This window comes from Mesorhizobium sp. M0621 (genome assembly GCF_040320745.1).
GTDB lineage: Bacteria > Pseudomonadota > Alphaproteobacteria > Rhizobiales > Rhizobiaceae > Mesorhizobium.
Window position 1 is genome coordinate 99,684 of the sequence record NZ_JAMYQF010000017.1, and the last position, 19,982, is coordinate 119,665.

At 62.4% G+C, this 19,982-nt stretch carries 18 protein-coding genes and 1 riboswitch; of the genes, 6 read left to right on the forward strand and 12 right to left on the reverse strand.

From position 1 onward, the window contains the following. Positions 1-2 precede the first annotated feature (2 nt). The 4 genes from NKI38_RS14640 to NKI38_RS14655 form a co-directional block, all read right to left on the reverse strand. Positions 3-1,187 (reverse strand): malate--CoA ligase subunit beta, encoded by a 1,185-nt coding sequence (locus NKI38_RS14640; RefSeq protein WP_352632444.1) that lies wholly within the window; start codon positions 1,185-1,187, stop codon positions 3-5. Between the two features lie 19 nt (positions 1,188-1,206). Further along, a complete protein-coding gene (locus tag NKI38_RS14645; protein WP_352658670.1) occupies positions 1,207-2,169 on the reverse strand; it encodes an HpcH/HpaI aldolase/citrate lyase family protein in 963 nt (320 codons plus the stop codon). 13 nt (positions 2,170-2,182) lie between these two features. After that, on the reverse strand, positions 2,183-3,373 hold the full coding sequence (locus NKI38_RS14650; protein WP_352658672.1) for an aminotransferase class V-fold PLP-dependent enzyme: 1,191 nt from the start codon (positions 3,371-3,373) through the stop codon (positions 2,183-2,185). A 127-nt stretch (positions 3,374-3,500) separates the two neighbouring features. Beyond that, on the reverse strand, positions 3,501-4,172 hold the full coding sequence (locus NKI38_RS14655) for a LuxR C-terminal-related transcriptional regulator (protein ID WP_352658674.1): 672 nt from the start codon (positions 4,170-4,172) through the stop codon (positions 3,501-3,503). Between the two features lie 394 nt (positions 4,173-4,566). On the opposite strand from NKI38_RS14655, the gene mgtE reads away from it, so the two are divergent. Both mgtE and NKI38_RS14665 read left to right on the forward strand, forming a co-directional pair. Then, a complete protein-coding gene (gene mgtE / locus NKI38_RS14660; protein ID WP_352658675.1) occupies positions 4,567-5,985 on the forward strand; it encodes a magnesium transporter in 1,419 nt (472 codons plus the stop codon). Between the two features lie 153 nt (positions 5,986-6,138). Continuing rightward, positions 6,139-6,525: a MerR family transcriptional regulator gene (locus tag NKI38_RS14665; protein WP_006203215.1), complete on the forward strand. Its 387-nt coding sequence runs from the start codon at positions 6,139-6,141 to the stop codon at positions 6,523-6,525. Positions 6,526-6,567: 42 nt separating this feature from the next. Here NKI38_RS14665 and NKI38_RS14670 read toward each other — a convergent pair whose 3' ends face one another. The 5 genes from NKI38_RS14670 to NKI38_RS14690 all read right to left on the reverse strand — a co-directional run bounded on the left by NKI38_RS14670 (position 6,568) and on the right by NKI38_RS14690 (position 13,062). Continuing rightward, positions 6,568-8,712 carry a beta-galactosidase gene (locus NKI38_RS14670; protein ID WP_352658677.1) on the reverse strand — a complete coding sequence of 715 codons (2,145 nt, stop codon included), beginning with the start codon at positions 8,710-8,712 and terminating at the stop codon, positions 6,568-6,570. Positions 8,713-8,737: 25 nt separating this feature from the next. After that, entirely contained in the window at positions 8,738-9,883 is a 1,146-nt protein-coding gene (locus NKI38_RS14675) for an ABC transporter ATP-binding protein (RefSeq protein WP_352658679.1), read from the reverse strand. A gap of 49 nt (positions 9,884-9,932) precedes the next feature. After that, the gene (locus tag NKI38_RS14680; protein WP_352658681.1) at positions 9,933-10,784 is read right to left on the reverse strand and encodes a carbohydrate ABC transporter permease; all 852 of its coding nucleotides are present in this window, start codon (positions 10,782-10,784) and stop codon (positions 9,933-9,935) included. After that, complete coding sequence (locus NKI38_RS14685) at positions 10,784-11,668, reverse strand: carbohydrate ABC transporter permease (protein WP_352658683.1); 885 nt, start codon at positions 11,666-11,668, stop codon at positions 10,784-10,786. The genes NKI38_RS14680 and NKI38_RS14685 overlap by 1 nt, the downstream gene beginning before the upstream one ends. Before the next feature lie 122 nt (positions 11,669-11,790). Then, positions 11,791-13,062 (reverse strand): ABC transporter substrate-binding protein, encoded by a 1,272-nt coding sequence (locus tag NKI38_RS14690; RefSeq protein WP_352658685.1) that lies wholly within the window; start codon positions 13,060-13,062, stop codon positions 11,791-11,793. 114 nt (positions 13,063-13,176) lie between these two features. On the opposite strand from NKI38_RS14690, the gene NKI38_RS14695 reads away from it, so the two are divergent. Next, complete coding sequence (locus NKI38_RS14695) at positions 13,177-14,352, forward strand: ROK family protein (protein ID WP_352658686.1); 1,176 nt, start codon at positions 13,177-13,179, stop codon at positions 14,350-14,352. A 38-nt stretch (positions 14,353-14,390) separates the two neighbouring features. On the opposite strand, the gene NKI38_RS14700 is transcribed toward NKI38_RS14695, so the two are convergent. Then, positions 14,391-14,867, reverse strand: coding sequence for a methyltransferase family protein (locus NKI38_RS14700; RefSeq protein WP_352658688.1), 477 nt, complete (start codon positions 14,865-14,867; stop codon positions 14,391-14,393). Beyond that, the gene (locus NKI38_RS14705; RefSeq protein WP_352658690.1) at positions 14,864-15,862 is read right to left on the reverse strand and encodes an acetyltransferase domain-containing protein; all 999 of its coding nucleotides are present in this window, start codon (positions 15,860-15,862) and stop codon (positions 14,864-14,866) included. The genes NKI38_RS14700 and NKI38_RS14705 overlap by 4 nt, the downstream gene beginning before the upstream one ends. A 236-nt stretch (positions 15,863-16,098) precedes the next feature. Between NKI38_RS14705 and NKI38_RS14710 the strand changes: the two genes are divergently transcribed. Continuing rightward, entirely contained in the window at positions 16,099-17,298 is a 1,200-nt protein-coding gene (locus tag NKI38_RS14710) for an MFS transporter (RefSeq protein ID WP_352658692.1), read from the forward strand. Between the two features lie 3 nt (positions 17,299-17,301). On the opposite strand, the gene NKI38_RS14715 is transcribed toward NKI38_RS14710, so the two are convergent. Further along, the gene (locus tag NKI38_RS14715; RefSeq protein ID WP_352658694.1) at positions 17,302-18,477 is read right to left on the reverse strand and encodes an aromatic ring-hydroxylating oxygenase subunit alpha; all 1,176 of its coding nucleotides are present in this window, start codon (positions 18,475-18,477) and stop codon (positions 17,302-17,304) included. 140 nt (positions 18,478-18,617) lie between these two features. After that, a riboswitch (cobalamin riboswitch) is annotated at positions 18,618-18,814 on the forward strand. A gap of 36 nt (positions 18,815-18,850) precedes the next feature. On the opposite strand from NKI38_RS14715, the gene NKI38_RS14720 reads away from it, so the two are divergent. Both NKI38_RS14720 and NKI38_RS14725 read left to right on the forward strand, forming a co-directional pair. Further along, a complete protein-coding gene (locus tag NKI38_RS14720; RefSeq protein ID WP_109667912.1) occupies positions 18,851-19,030 on the forward strand; it encodes a CbtB domain-containing protein in 180 nt (59 codons plus the stop codon). Between the two features lie 15 nt (positions 19,031-19,045). Further along, a complete protein-coding gene (locus NKI38_RS14725) occupies positions 19,046-19,843 on the forward strand; it encodes a CbtA family protein (RefSeq protein WP_352658696.1) in 798 nt (265 codons plus the stop codon). Positions 19,844-19,982 lie beyond the last annotated feature (139 nt).

The window sequence follows — 19,982 nt, forward strand, 5'->3', positions numbered from 1 at the left end:
CCTCAGTTTGCTTTCTTGAGCGACACCGCGCGCCAGGCGGCGACGGCCTTTTCGGCGGCTTCCGCCAGCGTTTCGGCAACGATCACCGCCTCGCCGGAATCGGCCAGGATGCGGCGCCCTTCCTCGACCTTGGTGCCGGCAAGCCGCACCACCAATGGTACGTTGACGCCGACTTCGCGGATCGCCTTGATGACGCCCTCGGCGACCCAGTCGCATCGGTTGATGCCGGCGAAGATGTTGACCAGGATGGTCTCGACATTCTTGTCACCAAGCACGGCACGGAACGATTTCGCCACCCGCTCCGGCGAGGCGCCGCCGCCGATGTCCAGGAAGTTCGCCGGCTCGCCGCCGGCGATCTTGATCATGTCCATCGTTGCCATGGCGAGGCCGGCGCCGTTGATGATGCAGCCGATATTGCCATCGAGGCCGACATAGGAGAGGCCGCGGTCGCTGGCGAAGGTTTCGCGCGGGTCTTCCTGGCTCTTGTCGCGCAGTTCGGAGATTTCCGGCCGCCGGTACAACGCGTTCTCGTCGAACGACATCTTGGCGTCGAGCGCGACGAGGTTGCCATCGCGAGTCACCACCAGCGGATTGATCTCCAGCATCGAGGCATCGTAGTCGCGGAACACCTGGTAGCAGCTGAAGATGGTTTCGGTCGCCTTGCCGATCAGGCTCTGATCCAGGCCAAGCCCGAAGGCGATCTCTCGCGCCTGGAAGCGCTGCATGCCGACGCCGGGATCGACCGTGGTCCGGATGATGGAATCCGGCGCCCTCTCGACGATATCCTCGATCTCCATGCCGCCGGCGGCCGACGCCACAATCATGACGCGCTCCTCCTTCCGGTCGAGGACGAAGCCGACATACAGTTCCTGGGCGATGTCGACGGCTTCCTCGAGATAGAGCCGCGAAATCAGCTTGCCGCGCGGGCCGGTCTGCTGGGTCACCAGCTTGCGGCCGAGCATGGCTTCGGCCGCGTCGGAGATTTCCTCGTCATTGGCGCAGAGCTTGATGCCGCCGGCCTTGCCGCGGGCGCCGGAATGGACCTGCGCCTTCAGCACCCATTTGCCGCCGCCTATCTCGCGGGCGCGATAGGTCGCCTGCTCGGGGCTGTAGGCGAGGCCGCCGCGCGGGACGTGAACCCCGTGGCGGGCGAGCAGTTCCTTGGCCTGATACTCGTGGATGTCCATTTTTGTCCTCCCTAAGCAGTCAATGCGTAGCGACGCGTGATTGGCCGGCGCGTTCGATTGCTTCGTTGACCACCAATACGTTCCTCGCCATGCGCTCCGACGCGGCATCGATCATCTTGCCGTCGAGTGCGGCCGCTCCCTTGCCTTGCGCCTCGGCCTCCTTCAGCACTTCGAGGATGCGCCTGGCGCGGGTGACCTCCTTTTCCGGCGGGGAGAAGACGCTGTTGGCAAGCTCGATCTGCGAGGGGTGGATCGCCCATTTGCCTTCGATGCCAAGGGCAGCCGCGCGCTTGGCGCCGGCGATGTAACCTTCCGGATCGGAGAAATCGCCGAATGGTCCGTCAATGGCGCGCAGGCCGTAGGCCCTGCAGGCTACGGTCATCCGCGACAAAGCGAAATGCCACTGGTCGCCGGGATAGTCCGGGTTGAGCCCGCCAATGTTGACGGTGCGCGCCTTGCAGCTCGCGGCATAGTCGGCGACGCCGAAATGCATTGCCTCCAGGCGGCCTGGTGTCGCGGCGATCGCCTCGACATTGGCCATGCCGAGTGCCGTCTCGATGAGCGCTTCCAGGCCGACGCGTGTTTTGAAACCCTTGGCCATCTCGATCTGGTTGACCATGGCCTCGACCATGTAGAGGTCGGCCGGTACACCGACCTTCGGCACGAGGATCGTGTCCAGCCGATCGCCGGCCTGTTCCATCACGTCGACCACGTCGCGGTACATGTAGTGTGTGTCGAGGCCGTTGATGCGCACCGAAACGGTCTTGCCCTTGGCGCGCCAGTCGATGTCGTTGAGCGCCTGAATGATGTTCTTGCGGGCGCGTTCCTTGTCCGGCGGAGCCACCGCGTCCTCGATGTCGAGGAAGACGAAGTCGGCGGCGCTGTTCGCCGCCTTGTCGATCATCTCCGGACTTGAACCGGGAACCGCGAGTTCGCTGCGCTGCAGTCTCAGTTTCTTCAGATGGTTGATGGTGTGGCTCATGGTCGGCTCCCCCTCATGCGGCTTCGGCGACCGGCACTACGGCCGAGGCCCGAAAATGCTGGATGGCGGCGCCGACGCCGGAGCCCGGCGCCAGCCGCACACCGCAATCGAGGAGCGCCATTTCCGCCGCCGACAGCGAGGCGAGCACCATGACTTCGTTCAGCCAACCGAGATGGCCGATGCGGAAGACCTTGCCGAACACCTTGTTGAGACCGCCGCCGAGCGACGTCCGGTACGTCTGGTAGGCGCGCTTGACGATTTCGGCGCTGTCGATGCCTTCCGGCACGAGGATGGCGCTGACGGTGTCGGAGTGCCATTTCGGCGCCTTCGCGCAAAGCTTCAGGCCCCAGGCGTCGACCGCCTTGCGCACGCCTTCGGCGAGGCGATGGTGACGGACGAAGATGTTGTCGAGCCCTTCGTCGGCGATCAGATCGAGCGAGGTGCGCAGGCCGCGCAGCAGTTGTGTTGCCGGCGTGTAGGGGAAATAGCCGGCGTCGTTGGCGCGGATCATGTCCTCGAAGGAGAAGAAGCAGCGCTGGTGGGTGGCGCTCCTCGAAGCGACAAGGGCCTTCTTGCTGACCGACAGGAAGCCGAGGCCGGCAGGCAGCATGAAGCCTTTCTGCGAACCGCTGACGGCGCAGTCGACGCCCCATTCCTCCTGCCGAAAATCGATCGAGCCGATCGACGACACACCGTCGACAAAGAGCAGGGCAGGGTGATCAGCGGCGTCGAGCACGGCGCGACAGCCGGCGACGTCGCTGGTGACGCCAGTCGCGGTCTCGTTTTGCGTGCAGAAGACCGCTTTGATGCGATGCGCCTTGTCCGCATTCAACTTTTCCGCATAGAGGTCGAGCGGTACGCCGGTTCCCCATTCGCAGTCGATCACGTCCACCTCGAAACCGAGTCGCTCGGCCATGTCGACCCACAGATGCGAGAACTGGCCGAAGCGCGACATCAGCACGCGGTCGCCGGGGCTGAGAACATTGGTCATCGCCGCTTCCCAGGCGCCGGTGCCGGACGACGGATAGATGAAGACGCGGCCGGTCTCGTTCTTGAAGACCCGTCGGATGTCTTCAAACAGCGGCAACGTGAAATCAGGGAATGATCCGGCGCGCATATCCTCCATCGGGAGGTTCATCGCTTGCCGGACCTGCTCCGGGATGTTGGTGGGTCCTGGAATGAAAAGATGAGTGAACCCAGCCATGCGCGAACTCCTCCGAGTGCCAGAATTCGTGGCGAGTGCCAGAATTTGTGGAGTGAGTGTCGTTTCGGCGGCGCTGGGCAACAACACCTTGCCGGGTAAATTGTCGCCGCGCGCGGGTGGGCTCGACCTACCCGAAAGGCTGCCTGGGACTGCGGCGCCTCTCGCTCGAATAGAGCGCGACGGCCATCGCCCGGTTGCGGACATCCAGCTTGTCGTAAAGATTCTTGAGGTGGTACTTCACGGTATTTTCCGAGATACCGGTCCGTGTCGCGATCTGAAGATTGGTCCACCCGTCGGACAGCACCGCCAGCAGTTCGCGCTCACGAACAGTGAGCTGCGATAGCGGCGTGTCGTTGACCTTGTTGATGTCGATATAGGGGATGCAGATGCGGCCGTGCGCGACGGCCAGGATCGTGTCGAAGATGATCGGCGGATCGTCGAACTGGAAGCAGTAGCCCTGGGCGCCGAGCCGCACGCATTGCTTCAGGATGCCGATGTCGTGGTCATTGGAAAACACCGTGATGCGCACATCGAACTTGCGGCTCTGGACCTCGGCAAGGACATCGGCGCCATCCATGTCGGCGAGCTTCCAGCCGATGATGGCGACATCGAACTCGGCCTCCGCCGCCAGGTCCAGGAAATGCTTGCCGCTTTGTACGGAGGCCACAAGCTCGAAACGCCCGTCGCATTCCAGCATTTCGCGAAGCGCCGAAATGACGAGCGGATTGCGTTCGGCGACGACGACGCGGACGCGCCTCGCTTCGATTGCCTTTTTCGTTGTCTCCAGCTTTATCTTCAAGGGCGTCTGGTTGCTCTGGTTGCGGAGACAGGCGGATCCAAGTGTTCGCCTTGGAGCCTGTACCAGGACAATTCTGACCCAATCGCGCTGGGGTGCTCTTTCCCCAGCGACATGCGCTGTCGCGTGTCCTGAACGGAACCCTGCTGGTTTCTGACAGGATAGGCATTGTCAGGTTGAGCATACGCGATACTTTTCCTGGTGAAGCAGGTGAGATGGAAAAGCACCCATTTCGTTTGATATTCCGAGCGTTAGAGCGATAAGTTCTCAAATCGAATCGTGCCGACGTCCATCTCCGTCAGGACGCCGGATTTCCCAAAACCGGTTTCCACTTTTGGGTTCGATGCTCTAGACCTGATTTGCACCTTTTCCGGGATTGCGATGGCGGGAGGCGCTGGTGGAAGGCCAGGACGAACGGACGACCGGCGCCAGGGCCGCCGAAGAGCACCACGCCGACATCTATGGCGAGGACGGCGCCGTCCTTTCGTCCTTCCTTGCCCAGATCGGTGCCGCGATCGCCGATCGCGACACGCTCACGCTGAAGCGTGAAGTCGACGACCTGCACCAATCGGAACTCGGCGACCTGCTCGAGGCGCTGCACCCCGACCAGCGCCGTGCGCTGGTAGACCTCTTGGGCGCCGATTTCGACTTCTCAGCGCTGACCGAGGTCGATGAGGCGATCCGCATGGAGATCGTGGACAATCTGCCCAATGCGCAGATTGCCCAGGCGGTGCAGGAACTCGATTCCGACGACGCGGTCTACATTCTCGAGGATCTCGACCAGGAAGACCAGGACGAGATCCTGTCGCAACTGCCGTTCACCGAGCGGATCAGGCTGCGCCGCTCGCTCGATTACCCGGAAGAGACGGCCGGCCGCCGCATGCAGACGGAGTTCGTCGCGGTGCCGCCGTTCTGGACGATCGGCCAGACCATCGACTACATGCGCGAGGACAACAACCTTCCCGACCGCTTCAGCCAGATCTTCGTCATCGATCCGAGCTTCAAGCTGCTCGGCGCCATCGACCTCGATCAGATCCTGCGCACCAAGCGCTCGGTCAAGGTCGAGGAGGTCATGCACGAGACACGGCACGCCATTCCCGCCACCATGGACCAGGAAGAGGCGGCGCGGGAATTCGAGCAGTACGACCTTTTGTCGGCCGCCGTCGTCGACGAGAACGAACGGCTGGTCGGCGTGCTGACCATCGACGATGTCGTCGACGTCATCCAGCAGGAGGCCGAGGAAGATCTGATGCGCATGGGCGGCGTCGGCGACGAAGAGCTCTCCGACAGTATCTTTTCGACCTCGCGCTCGCGCGTTCCGTGGTTGCTGATCAACCTTTTGACCGCGTTCCTGGCGGCGTCGGTGATCAGCCTGTTCGACCGCACGATCGAACATATCGTGGCACTGGCGGTGCTGATGCCGATCGTCGCCGGCATGGGCGGCAATGCCGGCTCGCAGACCATGACCGTCACCGTGCGGGCGCTGGCGACCAAGGATCTCGACATCTACAACGCCAGCCGCATCATTCGCCGCGAGATGGGGGTTGGCTTCATCAACGGCATTATCTTCGCCATCCTGATCGGCATCGTTGCGGCAGCCTGGTTCCGTGATCCCAATCTGGGCGGCATCATCGCAGCGGCGATGATCATCAACATGTTCGTGGCTGCGCTCGCCGGCATCCTGATCCCGCTGCTGCTCGACCGTTTCAAGGTCGACCCGGCGGTTGCTTCGGCTGTCTTCGTCACCACGGTCACGGATGTCGTCGGCTTCTTTGCGTTTCTCGGCATTGCCACATGGTGGTTCGGTGTACCCTAAAGGTACAGTCGTGCCTCAATTGACTTTTACGTAAACGCCGTGCGAGGCTTGGGCGGGGCGCCTTGTCGATTCCGGCATGGCATGGGTTTGGTTCGGGACAGAAGGGCGACGCCGCAGGGCGATCGCTCGGGATTCCGGCGTGCGGGAGTGACTATGCGGGAATATTATTCGATCACCGAGTTGACTCGCGAGTTCGACGTATCGACGCGGACGCTGCGCTTCTATGAGGATGAGGGGCTGGTGCAGCCGGTGCGGCGTGGCCGCACGCGGCTGTTTCGCCCGTCCGATCGCCACCTCATCCGGCAGATCATGCGTGGCAAGAGGCTCGGCTTCTCGATCAACGAGATCCGCGAAATCATCCAGATGTACAAGGAGCCGCCCGGCGAGGTCGGTCAACTCAAGCTGATGATCAAGCGCATCGAGGAAAAGCGCGAGGATCTCAGGCAGAAGCGCCGCGACCTCGAAGAGACGCTGGCCGAGCTCGACCAGGCCGAAGAATCCTGCGTCGAGCGGCTGGTGGAACTCGGCGTCAACACCTGAACGGCCGATGATCGCGGCCGTTCCAGGCAAGTCTGCGTCTTCTCACAGGGCGAGCGAAACAACCGCGCAGCCATAGGCTTCGAGTTCAATCGCGCCGCCAACCGGCCGGCCCGTCAAGAGATCGATGCCCGGCGGTACGTTCGGGACGGTGATGGAAGTATCCCTGGTATTCAAAACGAACATCAGTTGACGGTCGTCGGTTTCGCGCATGGACACCTCCACCCCGGCCGGCAGTTCGGGCAGCAAGGGCACCACGCCGGCCTTGGCCAGCACGACATCGGCGATTGCTTCGGCAAGCTCGGGCGTCAGATAGGTGCCGACATAGACGACGCGACCCTGGCCGAGTTGGCGAGAGGTGATGGCCGGCTGTCCGGCGCAAAAACGGTTCGACCATGTGCCCAGCACCTCGGCGTCCGGCGCGACCTCGAGCAGTTCGTAGAGGTGGGCTGCCTCGAACTGCCTGTTGCCCAGGGTGAAGCGATATTTGCGCTCCGCCGACGAGGACGGCAATGGTGACGGAGGCACGTAGGCGCCCATCGCGGCCTGCCGGAACAGGGGGAACAGCCCGGTGCCGCCCTCCGGAACCAGGCGGCCGAATTCAACAACCCCGACGCCGCTCAACGCCGACAGGGCGCTTCCAGGCGCCTGCTCGGGGATAATGTGGTTGTTATCGTCCCTGGTCCCGCTCAGCGCCGACAGGATCAGCGTGCCGCCATTGCGGACAAACGCTTCGACGGCGTCGTTCCATTGATCCTTCCACATCACCCAGTGCGGAACATAGAGCGCCTTGAGCCGTGACAGATCGTCCTCGGGGTGAATGAAGCCGCAGGCTATGCCTTTCTGGTAGCAGTAGCGGTGCAGAAGCGTGGCGTCGTCGAGCGGGCTTGGCAAGCCTATAGGATAGGTCTTGTGCGCTTCCTGGTTGTCGAAGTCGGCGCCGGCAATGCCGATGTCCATGCGCACGACCGTGCCAAGGATCTGGTCCTTGATGTCGGCGATCTCATGGAAGAAACGGCTCGCCTCGTCATAGCGGCGGCGCGGCACATCGTCGTGATCGATGACACCCATCCAGTAGATCTCAGCGCCGAAATGGGCAGGACGCCAGCGGAAAAACATGATGCCGTCGGCGCCGCGCGCCACGGATGTCATCGCCATGCGGCGCATCTCTCCCGGCTCGGGCGTCATCGTTGAAAAACCCGGCTGGCTGCCGAAGCCGGAGGCCTGCTCGGGCACAATGAAATTGCCGGTATAGGAGCGGCAGATGTCGAGGTGGAGCGCCTGTGTGGCCGCATGGCCGCCCGTGCGCCGCATTTCGTCATACAGCATCGGGTAGATGTCGAAGCCGATGAAGTCGAGATCCTGTCCGAACTGGCCGCGGAAATCGATGTCGGCGAGCTGGCCAAGATTGTGAAAGATGAACCAGTCCGGATTGGTGGCACGCAGGATCTGGACCTGGTCGTGCTGGAACGCCGCTGTCGCGGCGGCCAGGAACCGGTGATAGTCCTGCACATGCCCAGGGCTAGGATAGGACGGCATCAGCGGGCGCGGCAGGTCGATCTGCGAGAAATCGTCGTAGGCTGTCGCCCAGAAATGGCCGCCCCAGGCGAAATTCAGCGCGCCGATCGCACCGTATTTGTGCTGGAGGAATTTCTGGAATTCCAGCCGTGTCGCCGGCGCGAACGATTCTGAAACGGTCGTGTTGAGCTCGTTGTCGGTCTGCCAGCCAATGATGCGAGGATTGTTCCTGTAATGCTCGGCCATGGCTCGCGTGATGCGCCGGCTGTGAGCCCGAAACACCGGACTGGTCGTGTCGGCGTGCTGACGCGATCCGTGGCTTGTCGGGCGGCCGTTGACGTCGACCCGCAACACCTCCGGATAATTGACTGTCAGCCAGCGCGGCGGTGTCGCGGTTGGCGTGCACAGGATGGTGTCGATCCCTGCCGCGCCAAGGACATCGATCGCCCTGTCGAAAAGCGCGAAGTCGAACTTGCCCTCGTATGGTTCGAAAATATGCCAGGCGAATTCACCCAGCCGCACCGTGTTGACGCCGGCCGCAACCATGCGCTCGGCATCGCGCCGCCAGCTGCTTTCATCGACATGTTCGGGATAATGCGGCGCACCCATCAGGAAGCGGTCGAGATTGAGTGGTCGCCATACGGAAAGTGGGGCGGGCGTCTTGCGATGCATGCGAATGATACTTTCGGATTGAAGGTCAGATCGAGATGACAGGCTTCTTCGGCGTGATCGTCTGGCCATCCGGCCCGAAGAGGTAGGCGTCACCGATGTCGAAGCCGATGTTCAACCGGGTGCCGATGCCAGCTGGAGAAATCTTGTTGAGCTGGACCGCGAAATTGCCGGTGCCACTGTCGGAATTGGTCGTCTGAAGCGGGGATGCGTCGAGGTAGAGAACGGTCTCCCGCCCGAGATGTTCGGCGAGCCGCACCTGGCCTGGAAAGGATATCAGGCCGGTACCCTCTGCCTCGACAACATGAAGATGTTCCGGCCGGACGCCGACTGTCGCCGTATCTCCGGCGGAGAGCCGGGACACGTCGATGCCGGTCATGGCAAACGCCGGCATGCCGGTGGCTGCCAGCGTGACGCCGGTCGCGTCGGCTGTCTCCACCGTCATTTCGATGAAGTTCATGCGTGGCGCGCCGAGAAAGCCAGCGACGAAAATGTTCGCTGGGTTGGCGTAGAGTTCGAGAGGGGAGCCGACCTGTTCGACCTGGCCCTTGTTCAGCACGACGATGCGATCCGCCATGGTCATGGCTTCGACCTGGTCGTGGGTGACATAGATCATGGTTGATCCGAGCTGCGCGTGAAGACCTGAAAGCTCCACCCGCATCTGGGTGCGCAACGCGGCGTCGAGGTTGGACAAGGGTTCGTCGAACAGAAAGACTTCGGGCGAGCGTGTGATGGCACGGCCGATCGCGACGCGCTGGCGCTGGCCGCCCGACAGCTGTTTTGGACGCTTTGCGAGTTGCTCTTCGAGGCGAAGGATCTGCGCGGCGCGCTTGACGGCAGCATCGATCTCGGCCTTTGGCCGGTTGGCCATGCGCAGGCCGAAACCCATGTTTTCCGCCACCGTCATATGCGGATAGAGCGCATAGGACTGGAACACCATCGCAATGCCGCGGTCGCCGGGCTCTTCCCTGGTGACATCGCGGCCGTTGATGACGATCTGGCCGGAGTTGATGCTCTCAAGGCCGGCGATCGTCTTCAGCAAGGTCGATTTTCCGCATCCGGAAGGCCCGACCATGACGACGAACTCGCCCTTTTCGATCTGAAGGTCGATCGTCTTCAGGGCGTGGTAGCCGGCATAGTGCTTGTCGACCTTGCGCAATTCCACGCTGCTCATGACGAGGCGCCTTTCGATGTTTTCTGGATGCGTCCAGGTGCTTGAGACATCATCCCTTGACCGCTCCCATGGTGAGGCCGGTGATGAAATGCTTCTGCATCAGGAAGAACATGACGACCGGCGGCAACGCGACGAAGATCGTTGCCGCTGCAACGATGTTCCAGGCGGACGTCCATTCGCCGCGCAGATTGTTCAGTCCGGCCGTGACAGGTTTGACCGCGTCGCTCTGGGTCAGGACGATCGCCCAGAAATAGTCGTTCCAGACGAAAGTGAAGGTGAGGATTGCCAATGCCGCCAGCGCCGGCCGCACCAGAGGAACCACGACATGGCGTAATATCTGGAATGGCGATGCGCCTTCGGCACGCGCTGCCTGGAACAGTTCGCTGGGCAAGGCGGCGATGAAATTGCGCATGAAAAGCGTCGCGAAGCCGGTCTGGAAGGCAATGTGGAATACGATCAGCGCATAGATGGTGTCGTAGAGGCCGAGCCTCACCATCAGGTCGCGCACCGGGATCATCATGATCTGAGCCGGCAGGAAATTGCCGCCGACGAAAAGTGCGAAGACAAGGTTGGAACCGCGAAACGGATACCGTGACAGCACGAAGCCGGTCAACGTCGACATGACAAGGACACCGATGACCGCCGGAATGGTGATCAGCAGGCTGTTGAAGAAGAAGCGCAGCATCGCGGTCTGCTGGAACACCGCCGTGTAGTTCTCGATCAGGCTGAATTTCTGCGGCCAGCCCCAGTAATTGCCCGCCATCAATTCCTCACTGGAGCGGATCGACGTCAGCATGACGGCAAGCAGTGGCAGCAGCCAAAGTGCGACGACAAGGATCACGCCGCCGACATAAAGCGCACGCTTGATCTTGGCGTCTTCCGGAATGGGGCGCGGATACATCAGGCGTTGCTCCGTTCGGCTTTGATGAGGCCACGCAGATACCAGGCGATAAAGGCGGTCATGATCACGAAGAGAACCGTGGCGATCGCAGCGCCATAGCCGAAGCGATAGGAAAAGATCGATTCCTCGTACATCTGGTAGGCGAGCACCGTTGAGGAGCCATAGGGGCCGCCGGTGGTCATCACCGCGACCATGTCGAAGGAGCGCAGCGCGCCGATCACCGTCACCGCGACCGCTATGAACCCGACTTGCGAGAGTTGCGGCAGGATGACGTGGCGCAGCATGCGCCAACCGCGGGCGCCGTCGACGCGGCCGGCTCCGATCAGGTCCTCGTCGAGGTTGTTCAGCCCCGCCAGGAACAGCACCATGCAAAAGGCGATCTGCGGCCAAAGGCCCGCGGCCGCAACCGCGAAAGTGACGAAATTCTCGTCGGAAAGCAGCGCTGGCGCGGTCCCGCCGAAAAGGCCGAAAATGAGCTGCAGCAGGCCATAATTGGGATCGTAGACCCAGCCGAAGACGACGCCCACTGTCACTGTCGCCAGCACCAGGGGGACGAAGAACAGCGACTTCAGGATGCGCATGCCGCGGATCTGCTGGTTGACGATCAGCGCAAGCGCGAGGCCGGCCGGCGGTGCCAGCATGAACATCAGCAACCAGATGACGTTGTTCTTCAGCGAGACGTAGAATTGCGGGTCTTCAGCCAGTTCGACATAGTTGGCGATACCGACCCAGGTCTTGGCGCCCATTCCATCCCATTCGTGCAGCGAGATCCAGATCGTCTCGACAGAGGCGGCGAGGATCACCGCGCTGAACAGGATGAGGCCCGGCAGAAGGAACAAAACCGGTGTCAACCAGTGACGATTTCGGCGCCAGAAGCGGGACATGAAAATTCATCCAAAAGGGACGGGAGCCGCCGGGCAGGGCGGCGTCCCGTCAAGTCCGGGAGGACCAAAGCGGCGTTCGAATGTATCGCGTTGTCCCAAAGCCGCCGCGTGCTTCGGGCATGTCAGCCGAAAATTCTCTTTCGGGTCTTTTCCAGCCGTTCGAGGATCTGATCGCGCCGTTCGGGCTTGACCATGAACTCCTGAAGCCCGGTCATGCCTTCCTGGGCCATGTCCGGATCGGTGTCTCGATCGTAGTATTGCGACGTGCCGACCACCTTCTTCAGCTCTTCGACGGCGGCGTTGACCAGCGGGTCGCTACTAGGCGGGCAGTCGTTGCGCGGCGGAATGGCTCCCTCGGCGGCCAGGAAGGCTCCCAGATTTTCCGACTTGTAGAAATAGGCCAGGAAGTCGCGCGCGCCTTGCTTGTTTTTCGCATTGGCGGGAACATGGACGGAGTTGACCGAAAAATCCTCATATCGAGCGACGCCGGGGACGATTTCGGGAAATGGCGCGTAGGCGAGCTGCGGCAGGTCTGCTTCGGAGAAGGCCGACCTGACGAAGCCGCCGAGGTCCATCATGGCGGCTTTCTTTTGCGCCAGGGCGGCGCCGGCCTGCTCCCAACCAAAGGAACTGTGGTTCGGCGAGAAGAAACCGGCCTTGATCAGATCGTTCCATTTGTCGAAGACGGGCGTCAGCATCGGATCGGTGTACTGGACCTTGCCGTCCATCAGCGCGATGTGCTTGTCGAGACCATTGATGCGCAGGTTCATATGGTCGAACCAGCCGCCCGCCGGCCAAAGTTCCTTGGTGCCCATGCTCATCGGGATCATGCTCGCGGATTTGGCGGCCTCGCCGAAGGCGAGAAAGTCATTCCAGGTCTTCGGCGGTGTCCATTTGTGGTCCGCAAAGACGTCCTTGCGATAGAACAGGCCCCAAAGCAGACCGCCCATCGGCAGGCCATACTGCTTGTCGCCGACCGTGACCGCATTTGTCGTCGCGCCAAGCACGCTCTTGTAGTTCTCGCGGGCGAACAGATCGGAGATGTCGTCAAACAAGCCCTTGGTGACAAAGGCCTTCATGCGGTTGCCGGAGAACCAGAAGCAAATGTCGGGGGCGCCAACGACGAGGTAGCTGCGGATCGCCGTCTTATGGGTTTCGTGATCCATATTGTTGATGACGATCTTGGCGCCGGACTTCGCCTCATATTCGGATGCGAGCCGTTGCAGGATGTCACGTTGCCCGACATTGCTGAGATTGGAAATGATGGCGATTTCCTGCGACTGCGCCAAAGCCGGCAGGCAAAGCCCTCCCGTGGCGGATGCGGCAAGAGCTGCACCCGTGCCCTTGAGGAAGCGGCGCCTTGTCGTGGACAGATCTGTAACGGCGATGGCCATGGCTTTTATCTCCTCCCTGAGAACAGCCGGATTCCAATTGAACCGAGGGGAGTCGTAGCGTATGCAGGGGAAGTCGGTCAATACTTAATTTACAAAATTAATAATGAGGTTCGGATGAGACTCAAAGGTGACCAGCAGACCTCGCGTTCGATCAATCGTCGACTGATCCTCAACCTGCTGCGAAGGGAAGGGGCGATCAGCCGGGCCGAGATTGCGGCGATCACCGGACTGAGCCCGGCGGCGGTGACGTTCGTCGTCACGGACCTGTTGAACGAGAACATCCTGGTCGAAGGAGAAGCCAGCATCGGAGCGCCGGGGCGCCGGCCCATTCCGATCAACATCAATTATGCGGGCCACCTGGTTGTCGGGTTCAAGCTGATGCTCGGTGCGATCGATTGTGTGCTGACCGACCTCGCAACGACTCCCCTTGTCTCCAAACGGGTCATGCTGCCTGATCAGTCGCCACAAAGCACGGTAGAAGCCTGCGCCGCCGCCGTCAGCCAGTTGCTGGCCGATTGCGCGGCACCAACCGGCGCGCAGCTTGGCGGTATCGGCATCGCCGTGCCCGGGGTGATCGACAATGGCGTCTGCCGGCTTAGTCACCGGTTCAACTGGATCGACGTGCCGATAGCGGGCATGCTCGCCGACCTGGTGAATGTGCCCGTGTGGGCCGACGATGACACCAACGCTTTCGCGCTCGCCCAGCAATTGTTCGGCCTCGGCCGGCATCACCGCACGGTCGGCGCGCTGGCCATCGGCGCCGGCATCAGTTGCGCGGTGGTAATCGACGGTTCGGTCCATCACGGCGCGAGCGGGGCGGCAGGCAAGATGGGCCACTCGATCTACGATCCGAACGGACCACTATGCGAATGCGGCCGCCACGGCTGTCTTCAGACATTTTTTTCAGAGCCGGCATTGGTCAAGCGGTGGCGTGAAGCGAAGGGCCTTCCGGGCGATGTCGACCGCTACGACATGCTCGAAGCGGCCCAGGCGGGCGACGAGACAGCCGTGAATTTGTTGCGCGACGCGGGCGAGGGCATCGGCAGATTTTTGGGCAATTTCTGCAACATCGTCGATCCGGAAGTGATTGTCGGCGGCGGCGAAGCAGTCAGCTTCGGCGACTACCTCTTCGGGCCCATGCGCGAAGCACTTGGGCGTTACGCCGTGTGGGCTCCACCGCCGATTACGCCGGACTGGGCAGACGATTCCTGGGCGCGGGGCGCCGCCGCGCTCGCTACCCAGCGGCTGTTTGATTTCGAAAGCAGGCCTGGAGAAGTCGCCGCCATATAGTCAACATCTCGAATTCCGACGCCCGCGGTGAGGCTTGCTCAAATCCAGCGTCGCACGCGTTTCGCGTAGTCGCGGTATTTCTTGCCGAACTTCGCCGCCAGCACCTTTTCCTCGCTCTCGATGGCCATCTTCTGCGTGGCGAAGGCCGCGATGAACGCCAGCGGGAGGAACCACGCTATCCCCGAGACAAGGGCGACGCCGATCAACAGCAGCGTATTGGCCAGATAGATCGGATTGCGGGTGATGCCGAAGGGACCTGACGTGACCAGGTGATCGGGCACCGCGTTGGGGTTGAGCGTGGTCTTGGCCCGGATCATGGTGCGGATCGCGGTGAGCCAGAGTGCGGCGACGGCGAACAGGGCCACCCAGCCGGCCGCGAAAAGAATATCGCCCAGGAGGTCGCCGATCCAGGGCAGGGGGTAGAGCAGGCCAAGGGCAATGCTGATGGCGATGGCGGCCATGTAGATCAGCGGCGGCCACGGTATGAGCCCCTGCTTCGGCTGGTTCTCGGTCATTTGACCCCTTCCTCCATCAACTTGCTGTCGGTTTTGGCGGTACACATGCCGGCGAGATCGGACAGGTGTGCCTTCCATTCCGCAGTCTGGTCGTTGTTGTAGAGCCGATCAAGCGTGGCCTCGCCCTCGAGCGTATCGAGCATGCAGACACAGTAGCTCGAACAGAACTCGGTGTCGCGCGACTGCTCGCAGGACAGCTGGCAGGTTTTCAGGAAGTTCACCTGCGGCGTTTCGACCTGTGCCGGCATGATCTGCGAGAACAGCCACACGCAGCCGATCAGCAGCGGCTGATGGATCAGGTAGAAGGCCAGGCCGTGCCGGCCGATGAAGACCAGCGGGTTGGCCCAGCGGCCGGACTTGAGGTTCGCCAGCCACGTCAAGACACCCGCGCCCGCGGCAAGCTTTGTGACGCCGATGCCTATAAGCACGGCGCCGAACCACGGAAACAGCGGAACGTAGTCATTGGAACGCGGATTGATCGCCGACAGGCCGACCCACCACAACCATGGATGGTCGAAAGCCTCGAAGCGCCAATAGACCGGAATGGCAATGACCAACGCAGCAACCGCCAGCGTCAACAAAGCCGGCAGACGCAGGAAGGCGAGGCCCAGCAGGCTGGCGAGCGCGATCTCATGCAATATGCCAAAGAAGATGAAGCCGTCCGGGGTGGCGATGCGGGTGATGATCGAAATCGCGATCGCGGCTCCGGCGACCATGGCGAAACGCTTCCAGAAGCCGTTCCAGCGGATTTTCTTGCCATGGGCGAGGTACAGGCTGACGCCGACCAGGAACAGGAAGGTCGAGGCGATGCAGCGCGCGTAGATCTTCCACCAGCCGAAAGCGGTCAGGCCGGGATCGGTGTAGCCGAAGAATTCCAGATCCCAGGTGAAATGGTAGCTCGCCATGGCGATCAGCGCGATGCCGCGCACGATGTCGATGGCGACGATGCGCCTTGGTCGATCCTGAACGGGTGCGGTCGGCGTTTGGATGCTCATGGTCTCGCATTCTGATTCAGCCCCGCAAAACGACTATCACGGTTGCCCCAGACAAAAGAAGGCCAGCAGCTTTGCCATGAACAGTGCCGTGGATGCCGGATCAGGCGCCGCATTAGGCCAGGGCCGGGAAGCCTTTGGCCGACTTCGCTTTTTGCCGGGTACGCGTCGGTTTCCTCTTATTGGCGCAAAGATCGCCACGGCAGATTTGGTCCGATAGATTCTGCTTTGGGGAAGCAATGTCCACCCATGTGCGCCATCCGATCTGGCTTCCGGCCCTAAAGGCCGCGGACGCGCGCACCTTCGCCTCGCTTTATGCAGTCGAATCCTTCGCCCGCGCCACGGTGTCGAGCGTCATCCCGATCCAGGCCTACGAGATACTGCACAACGAGCAGATCGTCTCGATCCTCTACACCGTCGTGGCGATGCTCGGCCTGTCGGTGACATTGTTCATGCCGATGCTGATCCGCCGCTTTGCGCGGCGCTGGGTCTACACAGCAGGCGCCTGCCTGCTGGCCATCGGCTCGCTGTTCTTCGTCACCTACACGCTTGCCGGGCAACTGGCCGGCATGCTGTGCCGTGTGATGGGCGCCAGCGCGCTGTCGATCACGCTCAACCTCTACATCATGGACCACATCCGCAAGACCGATTTCATGCAGGCCGAATCGCTGCGCATGGCATGGTCGATGTTGGCCTGGACCGGCGGGCCAACGCTCGGCATCTTCCTCTACACACGCTTCGGTATCTATGCCGCGCATGGCGCGGTCGCGATCTTCGCCCTGGCCCTGCTGGCGCTGTTCTGGACCTACCGGCTCGGCGACAATCCGTCGATCCGTCCGGGCAAGACACGCCCGGTCAATCCGCTCGCCAATATCGGCCGCTTCGTCGCGCAGCCCAGGCTGCGGCTGGCCTGGCTGATCGCTTTCGGCCGCTCCTGTTTCTGGACGACGTTCTTCGTCTATGGGCCGCTGTTCATGGTGATCACCGGCGAGGGCAAGCTGGCAGGTGGCTTGCTGGTTTCGGCCGGCAACGCACTGCTGTTCATGGCCATCTTCTGGGGCAAGGCAGGAAAGCGCTTCGGCGGCCGCAGGACCATGACATTTGCCTATTTCGCCATGTCGGCCATGCTGTTGGCGGCGGGCTTCGTCGGCGAAACCGTGCCGCTGCTCACCGGCGCCTTCCTGCTTGGCGGCGCGTTCTTCACCATCGCGCTCGACGCACTCGGCTCGACCGCGTTCATGCGCTCGGTGCGCTCCTATGAAAGATCGCAGATGGCGGCGGTCTACCGCACCTATCTCGATTTTTCCGAATTGACGCCGCCGCTGGTTTATTCGGTGGTGCTGGCCTTCTTCGGCCTGGGCTCGGTGTTCGTCACGCTCGGCCTGCTGGCGGCGGTTTGCGGGTTTGTGACCTGGCGCTATCTGCCGAAATCGCTGTGATGTTCAGGGCTTGGGCGGAAGAGCCGCGTGCCGCCCGCGCACCCAATTGTGGAAGTGGTGCAGGTCGTATTCCTCGGGCATCAGCACACCGGCCGCGTGGCGCATCGAGCGCAGGCCTCTCTGGTTGACCTCGCAGATCGTTGCGTCCTCCTCCAGTACCTGGGTGCCGAAGGCGACGATGTTGTCGATGTCGGTCGCGGCGAGCGCCTCGGGCGCAAACAGCCATTCCGCGACAAGCTCGGTCTGTTCGGGGCCGAGCGGTACCAGCCTTACCGTTCTGACATAGTCGACATGGCCGACGATGAACATCGACGGCAGGTTGGTGGCGTAGGTCTGGCCCGCAGTGCGCTCGGCAGGTGTCAGGCTCGAGAAGACCGGCCCGTGCGCCTGGCCGTCGCGCGACCATGTCTCGGCGCCGGCACGCAGGCCGCCGGAAAACTCCGGCGCGTCATTGTCGGTGTGGCGAACCCATTCGGGGTCGTCGTGCCGGCTCATCAGGCCGCGGCCATAGATCGGCACCAGCCGCGACAGGTCCTTGTGAACACCAGGGCAATGCAGGCACTCGTTGAAGTTTTCCCAAAAGACCTTCCAGTTGCAGTGCATCACCTTGCGCAGCACATGGCCGCTCACCAGCGTCTCCAGCGGCCAATTGCCGAGATCGCCGGAGGCGGGATCGAAGGATGCCTGCGCCGAACCGGTCGCGTCCTCCTGCAGATTGACGAAGACAAAGCCGCGCCACACCGAGAGTGCTACCCGATAAAGCGGGTGGTCGGCCTTGTCGAAGCCTTCCGGCAGTGATTTCGACGGCACGCGCACGAGGTCGCCACGCAACGAGTAGGACCAGGCGTGGTAGGGGCAGGTGATCAGCCGCGCCTTCAGCCGGCCTTCGCTCTCCTGGCAAAGCTGCGAACCGCGATGGCGGCAGGTGTTGTGGAAGGCGCGCAGCTCGCCGGTCTCGTCTCGCAGCACGACGATGTCTTGCGTGCCGATGCGGAATCTGCGGAAAGCCAGTGGTTGCGCGAGGTCGGCCTCGCGGCAGACCAGCAGCCAACTTCTGTACCAGATGGCGTCGAGATCGTTTTGGTAGCTGCCTGCATCCCAATAGGCCGATGAAGGCAGCGTCGCTTCCGCCCGGGTTAGGCCGTTGTAGGGATCGCGCTCGCTGGCAATGGGCTGCATGGCTGGCTTCCTATCAAGATGCCAGCCGACACCCGGCCAGGAAAATTGTCAATTGCGGGCACCTGTGGCCGTTGTCTGGCACGACGCATTCGCGATGGTTGCCGGCGGAATTTGGTTTGCTGGAGGCGAGGATTCTGCCTATAGTCGCTGATGTCGTCGGTTCCATTTTGGAGCCAAGAGGGAATGCGGTGAGGGCGAGTTTCGCCCAATGCCGTGGCTGCCCCCGCAACTGTGTGCGGTAGTCCTCTCCATATGCCACTGAAGATTTCTTCTTCGGGAAGGTGGGGAAGGGCGCTGATCCGCGAGCCAGGAGACCTGCCGGCGACAGGAAACTGACTTCGATGCCCTCGGGTGGAGGGCGAAAGGACAAGACATGACTACCGCTTCTGTCTCCCTCGGCGCCTCCGTCTCCTCGCAGTCGCGCTTCATGCAGCTCGCGCTTGCTGCGTTTCTCGGCATTTTCGTGATGGGCTTTGTCGGCTTCTCGCATATCGATGCGGTCCACAATGCGGCTCACGACTATCGCCATTCGATGGCGTTTCCCTGCCACTGACGAGGATCTGACATCATGAACCTGTTTCGCAACGTCGTGTTCATCGCGGCGATCGCAGGGCTCGTGGCCGGTGTCGTTCTTGCCTGCCTGCAGGCCTACGCCACCGTGCCGCTGATCCTGAAGGCGGAAGTCTACGAACAGGCCGGCGGCGGGCATCACCATGACCATGCCGCTCCGGCCTCAACGGATAGCAGTGCCATGAGCACAGCCGCTCCGTCGGGAAATGCCATGAGCTCTGCCGCTCCGGCAGCGGAAGTCGCCCCGGCCGCCGAAGACGAGGGCTGGGCGCCGGCCGACGGTTTTGAGCGTTTCGCTTTCAGCATGCTTGCCAATATCGTCACCGGCATCGGCTTCGCGCTGATCCTGGTTGCAGTCTCCGAATTCGCCGGCGGTATCGGTGGCTGGCGGCAGGGCGTCTTTTGGGGCCTGGCCGGCTTTGCCGTGTTCACGCTGGCACCGGGTCTTGGCCTGCCGCCGGAACTGCCGGCCATGCCCGCGGCCGATCTGACCGAGCGCCAGATCTGGTGGTGGGCGACCGTAGCGATGACCGCGGCCGGGCTCGGCCTGATCGCCTTCCGCAAGTCGCTGCCGCTGGCGATCCTGGCCGTGGCCTTGATCGTCGCGCCGCACATCGTCGGCGCGCCGCAGCCCGGCAGTTACGAGACGGCGATTCCGGAAGGGTTGCATCACCAATTCGTGGTGGCGGTGACAGTGACCAATCTGGTGTTCTGGCTGGTGCTCGGCGCGGTCGTCGGCGTGGTGCATGGCCGCTTTACCGGTACGGCGACCAGCCTGCGCGACAGCTTTGCCTGACAGCAAGGCACTGACCTTCCTCATCGGCGGTGGGGGGGGCGGGGCGCGGCGGGCCCGCCGCCAAAAGGAGCCCGGGGGGGGGGCGCGCGGGGCCGCGTTTAGCCCCCCCCCACCCCAAGGCGGCGCGCGGCGGGGGGCG

Coding starts and splice junctions, on each gene's coding strand:
- NKI38_RS14650 (WP_352658672.1), bottom strand. CDS start 3,373: ATGGCTGGGTTCACTCATCTTTTCATTCCAGGACCCACCAACATCCCG.
- NKI38_RS14645 (WP_352658670.1), bottom strand. CDS start 2,169: ATGAGCCACACCATCAACCATCTGAAGAAACTGAGACTGCAGCGCAGC.
- NKI38_RS14665 (WP_006203215.1), top strand. CDS start 6,139: ATGCGGGAATATTATTCGATCACCGAGTTGACTCGCGAGTTCGACGTA.
- NKI38_RS14675 (WP_352658679.1), bottom strand. CDS start 9,883: ATGAGCAGCGTGGAATTGCGCAAGGTCGACAAGCACTATGCCGGCTAC.
- NKI38_RS14715 (WP_352658694.1), bottom strand. CDS start 18,477: ATGCAGCCCATTGCCAGCGAGCGCGATCCCTACAACGGCCTAACCCGG.
- NKI38_RS14670 (WP_352658677.1), bottom strand. CDS start 8,712: ATGCATCGCAAGACGCCCGCCCCACTTTCCGTATGGCGACCACTCAAT.
- NKI38_RS14685 (WP_352658683.1), bottom strand. CDS start 11,668: ATGTCCCGCTTCTGGCGCCGAAATCGTCACTGGTTGACACCGGTTTTG.
- NKI38_RS14710 (WP_352658692.1), top strand. CDS start 16,099: ATGTCCACCCATGTGCGCCATCCGATCTGGCTTCCGGCCCTAAAGGCC.
- NKI38_RS14725 (WP_352658696.1), top strand. CDS start 19,046: ATGAACCTGTTTCGCAACGTCGTGTTCATCGCGGCGATCGCAGGGCTC.
- NKI38_RS14680 (WP_352658681.1), bottom strand. CDS start 10,784: ATGTATCCGCGCCCCATTCCGGAAGACGCCAAGATCAAGCGTGCGCTT.
- NKI38_RS14640 (WP_352632444.1), bottom strand. CDS start 1,187: ATGGACATCCACGAGTATCAGGCCAAGGAACTGCTCGCCCGCCACGGG.
- NKI38_RS14705 (WP_352658690.1), bottom strand. CDS start 15,862: ATGAGCATCCAAACGCCGACCGCACCCGTTCAGGATCGACCAAGGCGC.
- NKI38_RS14720 (WP_109667912.1), top strand. CDS start 18,851: ATGACTACCGCTTCTGTCTCCCTCGGCGCCTCCGTCTCCTCGCAGTCG.
- NKI38_RS14690 (WP_352658685.1), bottom strand. CDS start 13,062: ATGGCCATCGCCGTTACAGATCTGTCCACGACAAGGCGCCGCTTCCTC.
- NKI38_RS14700 (WP_352658688.1), bottom strand. CDS start 14,867: ATGACCGAGAACCAGCCGAAGCAGGGGCTCATACCGTGGCCGCCGCTG.
- NKI38_RS14695 (WP_352658686.1), top strand. CDS start 13,177: ATGAGACTCAAAGGTGACCAGCAGACCTCGCGTTCGATCAATCGTCGA.